Genomic DNA, 7421 nt, shown 5'->3' with positions numbered 1-7421 from the left:
ATGAATGACGATCGGCTCACGTTAAACCCGCCTCCCGGACCGGCCCGGCACCGGTACAAAACCGGCCAAGATAGTTGTCGTCGACCGGCAAAGCTAATTGTCGCCAACCACGAGCAGAAGGGGTTGGTGGTGCCGCCGCTCTCGCAGTTGCATCAGCGCCTGCTCGACGATGGCGATCGCGCCACGGTGGTGGTGGACGCGCATGACAAGATCCTGCACACGAGTCCCGGCGCCTCGCGTTACTGCGGCATGTAGCGGGCGTTCCCACCCAGGATCTCCTCGCGGTCGTGCTGCCGGAACTGGCCTCCGCGCTGTGCCCGGCCATCCTCTACGCGGGGCGCTCCGGCCGGCGCGTGGCGGCCAAGCCGGTCGCCATCGATGGCGAGCAAGGCCGCATCGTCCTGCAGATGACGGTAAGCGGCGCAGTTGGCGCCGACAACGGCGGCCACATGCTAGTCGCCTTGGACGAGGTCGACCTCATGCTGCAGCCGGACGCCGACGCGCAGGCACGCGCGGGCGAGCCGGAGCCCGCCTACACGGTCCTTGAGGAAGAAGTGCTTCGGCTGCAACGCGAGTTGAAAAGCAGCGTCGGCGAATCCGCCAGCTCCACCGAGGCGCTGCGCGCGTCCAACGAGGAACTGCAGTCGATGAACGAGGAGCTTCGCTCGGCGACCGAAGAGCTCGAGACCAGCAAGGAGGAACTCCAGTCGGTCAACGAGGAGCTCACGACGGTCAACTTCGAGCTCAAGAACAAGGTCGAGGAAACCGCGCGGATCAACGACGACCTGAGCAACCTGATCACCTCGATGAACATCGCCACCGTGTTCGTCGACCGGCAGATGCACATCAATGGCTTCACGCCATTGAGTGCGCTCATCTTCAACATTCTCCCGGGCGACAAGGGACGCCCGCTGGGCGACATCACCCACCGCCTGGACCACGGGGGCAGCCTCACCGATGACCTCATGCACGTGCTGGTTACGCTGCAGCCACTGGAGCGGAAGTGGCGTCTGTCGATGGACGTTGGTATCTCATGCGCATCTCGGCCTATCGCACGAACGAGGACCGCATCGACGGCGCGGTGCTCAACTTCATCGACGTAACCGAGCGCCGCGCGGCGCAGGAGCAGGTGCGCGCACGCGACGAGCGGCTGCGCCTGGTCGCGGAAAGCACCCGGGATTGCGCTGTCATCACGCTGGACGAAGCAGGATGCGTCACGGGCTGGAACAAGGGGGCCGAGTTGATGTTCGGCTACGCCGTCGAGGAGATCCTCGGAGAGCATTTTCGCCGCCTCTTCGTGCCAGAGGACCGTACCGCCGGCGTGCCCGAGCAGGAGCTGCACGGCGCCCGCGAGCATGGCCGCGCACTCGACGAACGCTGGCACATTCGCAAGGACGGCAGCCGCTTCTATTGCAGTGGCATCACCACCACGCTGGTCGAAGGCAATGCGCAGGGCTTTGCGAAGATCGCCCGCGACCTGACCGAGCGCCGGCTGCTGGAGCGCCAGCGCGAGGAGCTGCTCGAGGCCGAGAAGCAAGTGCGGGTGCAGCTCGAGGCTGCGCATGCGCTACGCAACGAGTTCCTGGCCGTGATGTCGCACGAACTCAAGAACCCGCTGAACCTCATCTTGGTGAGCGCCGAACTGATCGGCCGCTCGCCCGAGGTGCAGGATTCGCCGCGGCTGTCGCGGGCTGCCGACACCATCCGCCGGACGGTCCATGCGCAGGCGCAGATCATCGATGACCTGCTCGATCTCTCGCGCCTGCAGACCGGCAAGCTGGCCCTGAACCGGTCGCCGGTCCAATGGCGCCCGATCGTCGAACGGATCACCGATGCGCTGCGCAAGGACGCGGAGGCGAAGCAGTTGTCCCTGTCCGTGCAGGGCGAGGATCTCGCGGTCTTCGCGGACGTGGTGCGGGTCGAGCAGATCTTCTGGAACCTGGCGAGCAATGCGCTGAAGTTCACGCCGCCCGGCGGGACGATCGAGGTGCGGCTCGGCCGCGACGGTCCCTGGGCGCTGCTGGAAGTGCGGGACAACGGTCGTGGGATCGCGCCAGAGTTTCTCGGCCAGGTCTTCGGCATGTTCCAGCAGGGCGACCACCTGCCCACCACGCGCAGCGAACGCGGCCTGGGCATTGGCCTAGCACTTGTCAAGAGCCTGGCGGAACTGCAGGGCGGCAGTGTCGAGGCGGACTCCGCGGGTCCGGGCAAGGGTGCCACGTTCAGGGTGCGTCTTCCGCTGTTGGAGGGCACGCTGGACAGCAATGTGCCCGGATTCCAACTGGTCTCGCACGGGGTCTTGGCCGATCAACGCATCCTGCTCGTGGATGACGACCTCCACACGCTCGAGACCCTGGGTGAAATTCTGGGCCTGGAAGGCGCCGTGGTCACGACCGCCGACAGCGGCGAGGCGGCACTTGAGGCAGCAAGGCAAGGCGAGTTCGACCTCGTGATTTCGGACATCGCCATGCCCGGCATGGACGGCTTTGAACTCATCAGCAGGTTGCGCGAACTGCCGCATGCCCGCCGATGGCCGGCGATTGCCCTCACCGGCTTCGGACGGACGGAGGACGCGGCAAAGTCCAGGGCCGCAGGGTTCGACCTGCACCTGAACAAGCCCGTGTCGCTCGAAGCCTTGAACGAAGCCGTGGCAAGCATTGGGCGACGTTAGCGTTGTCCCGCATCCCCTGTCGATGGCAAAAAATCAGCGCGGCATTTTTCGTCCGACGCGACGGAATCGCCGGTCTCTGCCGTGAGGGCGTCACCACCTGTAGGAGCGCCTCCTGGAATTGGAGAAGTTGCCGTGTGGGTCCCGCCACGATGCCAAGCAGTCCGATGTCGCCGCTCGGGATCCAGTGATAATTAGACTTTCGCGCGCGTCAGACATTGATCTCATACAGCCAGCCGGGCTGCTCGAGGGCGGGGGGGCGCTTGGGCAGCGGTATTGGCGGATATTCAGGAAGGGCCATAGGTGGCGACGACGCGGCCTCGGCAGGACAATTCCTGTCAGACGAACGGGTTGAATCAGCATGCCAGCACGGAAACAGTTGGTTGACCATCTGCAGGCCTTGGCGTCCGCTGAGCGCCGTGAAGCCGGTTCCCTGGAGACCACGATGGACGACGATTCCGCCAACACCCCCATAGGGGTCACCCTCATCTCGCTCGACAAGCCCGAGGAGATTGTCTTTTGGTGCAAGTCGTTCAACTGCACCGAGATCGAACTGCGCCGAGCTGTACTGGCTATTGGCCCGTCCGCGGAAAGGGTGCGCGACTATCTCGCCACTCACAAATGATTTGCGCTTGTGGCCATCCCATTGCCTTTTTCTCGAGGGTGATCGCATGCCTGACGATCCGATTGAGACCGCTGAATACGCGAAGTTGATTTCGCTGGAATAACCCCACGAGATCCAGTGGTGGAAGAAGGCGCTGAACGCGACAGAAGCCGAACTGCGTGCAGCGGTACACCAGGTTGGCCACTCCCTTCGAGCCGTGCGCGAATACCTGGCTAAAAGATAGCATCAGCTCGAGGCTCAAACGCCGCGAGGCCGTACCGCGCCGCGTTCGCTCACCGCGTCTTTGCTGCAGCCGTGGGCTCTGGTGCAGCGTCTTAGTCGGCGAAGCATGCCTGAGCTACCACGATAAGTATGGTGAAGATGGTCATCCCGATGCACGTCACGCGCCACTGCATGTCTTCAGGCGACCGGTGAAGCGAGTCACCGGTCAACAGTTTCGCGCTGGTGAAATGTGCAGGGTCTTGGTCCATTCGCAAGACTGTACTGGCCTGGCAAAAATCGATCGATACCACGTTCGATATGGGTTTGGTTGAGTGGTCAGGAGAGCCTAAGAGAGTCGAGGTATTCTCCGCGCTGACAGCCATACGGCGTTGGTAGAGGATGCTTCAGCACCCGCCGCAGTTTCGGCGGTTCCTCGAGCTGGAGGCTGTCGCGAATTCGCATGAAGAACGCCGTCGCTTAGAACGGGGCGACGACACGCAGACTTAGCAGGAATCGGCCAGCGCGCCCTTCAGAAACCACGCGATCGAGGTGTGCCCGTATCGCTCTACGGGCGCGTTCGCCGGCACGGTCATGCGATCGCAGATCGCGGATATGCAGAAGAACCCCGAGACCAACTGGGTGCCGACCGATCCGAAGCGCGGTTTCGATTGATGTTCAGGGCCTATGCGCCGACCAAGGCGTTTTTCGAGAAACAGTGGCGGCTTCCTGATGTTGAGCGCGTGAAGTAAGTTGGGGGGAAACGCTGTCCATGGGTGGGCGCATTGAGGTCTTGCGATTCTGTGCGTTGTGCCGATTGCGCCGCGCTCGGCGCCTAATGCTTTGTAGTCCCACCTTGCCCTTCGCTTGGAGCGAATCAAGGACTGGTGATGGCCGGATCCTGCCGGTCGCATTGCTGCGGTCTTGATCACGGGCCGCCGAGCTCGCGCCCGCGACAGTGAGGTCACGATCATCCCCGCTTATCGTGACCTATGCCAAGGTTCTACTCGGCCAAACGCGGCGCGACACATCAATCATTCGTGCGAGCCGAATAGGGCACGCTCCACCGGTCGGCAATGGACAGGGGCCCTTGGATCACCTTCATGTGGCGCCACATCTTCTATGAATTCAAGTCGGGTTCGCAGCTTCAGGACATCCCATGGGCCGATGATCGGCGCGACGTTCCGGTGATAGCGCGACGCTCGAAGGGCTCGGTGGCGGTCAATTGCAAAGGGTCGTATGGCTCATCTCGCAGTACCACGAGCAACAATTGACAGCATGACTGTCACCCACGGATCCAGCACTATCGCCGCGCCAACGGCTCGTGGCCCACGGCCGCCAGCGGCTCGGGGCGCGACCACAGCCAGGCAGCCACCAGCGCCATGCACAGCGGCACGGCGATTCGGGCGGCCAGAGGCACAGGCAGGAACTGCAGCAGGATCGCACTGCCCATCATCCCGATGCTGGCGGCCCATTTGGCCCTGCGCGGCACAAAGCCGCCCTCGCGCCATTGGCGGACATGGACACCGTAGCGCGGATGCCCGACCAGCCACGACTCCAGCGCCGGCCAACCGCGGCCCGCGGCCCACGCTGCGACCAGCACGAAGGGCACTGTCGGCATGACGGGCAGGAAAACGCCCAACAGGCCCAGCAGCAGGCAAAGCACGGCCAACGTACGCCACAGCAGTGTCGCGACAATCCGCCGGAGCACAGGGTCGGCCGGTAGCGGGGACGCCTGCCCGTGCTCCGGCCGTGCCGGCTGCAGCCGCGCCTCGCCCGACACTCGCTCTGTCATGGCCTGACCGCCGCACTGTGCACCACCGGCGGCCAAGCCGGCGTTGGCGGGATTGTCCCTTGCCATGTTGACCTCCGTTCGTGGTGGGGAGTGGCCCCACAATCCCCAAAGTGTCCGGCCGCATTTGCACGAACTTCTGGACACCGTGGGTAGGCATGAGACGCATTGTGCAATCGGAGACGTTGTCGCGCCAAAGAAAGGACCAGTTCGGCCTCCGAACGCACGCTGCTGGCGGCAATGCGTACCAAGGCTTTTGGATGTGTCGTTCCGGCGAGGATCAAGTCGGCCCATTGAAGTCGGGGCGTGGGTGATCATGGGCGTGTCCGCACGCCCGTCAGGCAGATGAGTGTCGTCAGCTTGAGCCCCACCGCTTGAGGCGACGAACGTCAATGACCTTGATTGCTTGGAGTGGTGGCAATCAAGACGCCATTCGTCGAATTTTCAGCGACAACTCGAAGATCTCGTTGTCAAGCTCTTACAACGAGCTGAGCTCGAACAAGAAGTCGTCCTGAAAGCACGCACCGAAAAGGCAAGTGCCCGATACCCATCGGTTCGTGGCTTCAGTTCAAAATGCCGCGGCATATGGCGCCTGACCGGCAGGTCAATGCGACTTCCCATCAAGATTTGCTGCGCGGATCAGTCCACGTTCGACTATCCCGCGTGGGTCAGGGCGCCTTGACGGCCGAACAGGTCCACAAAGCGACCTTGACAATCCTTGCATTCTCGACGGCTCATGACATGGCGAGCGATCAGTTGTTGGCGATGGTGGCACGCGAAGGAAAGCATCTAGCGCTCGTACGGCAGTGAGTCCAAACGGCGAGAACCATCGACTGTATGCGAGTGCGTCCGCCAATGGCGCTCACGCCGTCACGATATGTCAAGCTGGGCCGCCGGTACCGCGCGTTGAAAAGCATCGAGTTGCCCGCAGGCGGCGTCGATGGCGAGGAGACGCGGCCACTGCGCCAGATCCCCCTTGAAGCGCCCCGCGCTTTCGATCTGAGCGCTTAGACTCGTCGAGCCATGAGTCAAAGCAGCATCAAGAATAGCAAGGCGGGTGTCAAGGCACCCCGCCGCCAGCGCCCGGTTGAACCGAGTTTCACCGAGATCGTCAGGTTGATCCGTGCCGCTAAGCAGCGGGCGTATCAAGCGGTCAACACCGAGCTGATCGACCTTTACTGGCAGGTGGGGGAATACATCAGTCGCAAGCTCGCGGCAGCCGAGTGGGGCGACGGCGTTGTTACACAGTTGGCGAGCCACCTGGCTGAGACGCAGCCAGGATTACGAGGCTTCACGCGCGCCAACCTTTTTCGCATGCGGCAGTTTTATGAAGCCTACCGCGATGACGAGAAAGTCGCACCACTGGTGAGACAACTTCCGTGGACCCACAACCTCATCATCCTAGGCCAAAGCAAACGAGCAGAGGAGCGAGAGTTCTATCTGCGCGCGGCTGCCCGCGAACGCTGGAGCAAGCGTGAGCTCGAACGGCAGTTCGCCACCGCGCTATTCGAACGTGCGGTCTTGACGCCGGCAAAAGTCTCACCGGTGGTGAGACAAAGCCATCCGCAAGCGCTCAGCGTCTTCAAAGACGCGTACCTGCTCGAGTTTCTGGGCCTACCCGAAGGACACAGTGAGGCCGACCTGCACCAAGGACTCCTCGCCAGGCTCAAAAACTTCCTGATCGAGCTTGGGCGAGACTTCTGCTTTGCCGGCACCGAATTTCCGATCCAGGTGGGCAAGCAAGACTTTGCAATTGACTTGCTCTTCTTTCACCGCGGGCTGAACTGCTTGGTAGCGATCGAATTGAAGGTAGGCCGTTTCGAGCCCGAGTACCTGGGGAAGCTGAGCTTCTATCTCGAGGCGCTGGATCGCAATGTCCGCAAGCCGCACGAGAACCCTGCACTAGGAGTCCTACTTTGTGCCAGCAAGGACGACGAGGTAGTCGAGTACGCGTTAACAGGCCGTTGAAAAACCGCTCATTGGCACGCGTTTTCCCCTTGCAATTCGGACTCGGGTCTTCATCCAGCACGTCGGGTCACGCGAGGGCGGTGGAATCGAGTCCGCGCAGCGGCATTCATGCGGTTCCATCAGGTCATTTCGGTGCTCTCACCGCTCATTGCACGCATTGCGGGCGCAGG

6 protein-coding genes and 1 pseudogene are annotated in these 7421 nt (G+C 62.5%); 6 read left to right on the top strand and 1 reads right to left on the bottom strand.

Annotated elements, in window-relative coordinates:
- The 5 genes and pseudogenes from WKW82_RS40005 to WKW82_RS39985 all read left to right on the top strand — a co-directional run.
- The coding region (locus WKW82_RS40005; RefSeq protein WP_340348765.1) for a hypothetical protein at positions 1–255 on the top strand (255 nt) is incomplete at its 5' end.
- A gap of 152 nt (positions 256–407) precedes the next feature.
- Positions 408–1045, top strand: a pseudogene (locus tag WKW82_RS40000) (PAS domain-containing protein); the annotation flags it as partial.
- Positions 1034–2671, top strand: coding sequence for an ATP-binding protein (locus tag WKW82_RS39995; protein ID WP_422823709.1), 1638 nt, complete (start codon positions 1034–1036; stop codon positions 2669–2671). The pseudogene WKW82_RS40000 and the gene WKW82_RS39995, both read left to right, overlap by 12 nt.
- A gap of 442 nt (positions 2672–3113) precedes the next feature.
- Positions 3114–3293 (top strand): DUF3606 domain-containing protein, encoded by a 180-nt coding sequence (locus WKW82_RS39990; protein WP_340348762.1) that lies wholly within the window; start codon positions 3114–3116, stop codon positions 3291–3293.
- 112 nt (positions 3294–3405) lie between these two features.
- Positions 3406–3516: a DUF3606 domain-containing protein gene (locus tag WKW82_RS39985; RefSeq protein WP_340348766.1), complete on the top strand. Its 111-nt coding sequence runs from the start codon at positions 3406–3408 to the stop codon at positions 3514–3516.
- Between the two features lie 1278 nt (positions 3517–4794).
- On the opposite strand, the gene WKW82_RS39980 is transcribed toward WKW82_RS39985, so the two are convergent.
- A complete protein-coding gene (locus WKW82_RS39980) occupies positions 4795–5352 on the bottom strand; it encodes a YbaN family protein (RefSeq protein WP_340348761.1) in 558 nt (185 codons plus the stop codon).
- A gap of 954 nt (positions 5353–6306) precedes the next feature.
- Between WKW82_RS39980 and WKW82_RS39975 the strand changes: the two genes are divergently transcribed.
- Positions 6307–7251: a PDDEXK nuclease domain-containing protein gene (locus WKW82_RS39975; RefSeq protein WP_340348760.1), complete on the top strand. Its 945-nt coding sequence runs from the start codon at positions 6307–6309 to the stop codon at positions 7249–7251.
- The last annotated feature ends 170 nt before the right edge of the window (positions 7252–7421 follow it).

Source organism: Variovorax rhizosphaerae, assembly GCF_037889975.1.
GTDB classification, from domain to species: Bacteria; Pseudomonadota; Gammaproteobacteria; order Burkholderiales; family Burkholderiaceae_C; genus Variovorax; species Variovorax rhizosphaerae.
This window is presented reverse-complemented; position numbering and strand designations above follow the sequence as displayed.

Excerpts from the sequence above, each read along its gene's own strand:
- WKW82_RS39995 (WP_422823709.1), top strand. The coding sequence starts at position 1,034 with ATGCGCATCTCGGCCTATCGCACGAACGAGGACCGCATCGACGGCGCG.
- WKW82_RS39990 (WP_340348762.1), top strand. The coding sequence starts at position 3,114 with ATGGACGACGATTCCGCCAACACCCCCATAGGGGTCACCCTCATCTCG.
- WKW82_RS39980 (WP_340348761.1), bottom strand. The coding sequence starts at position 5,352 with ATGGCAAGGGACAATCCCGCCAACGCCGGCTTGGCCGCCGGTGGTGCA.
- WKW82_RS39975 (WP_340348760.1), top strand. The coding sequence starts at position 6,307 with ATGAGTCAAAGCAGCATCAAGAATAGCAAGGCGGGTGTCAAGGCACCC.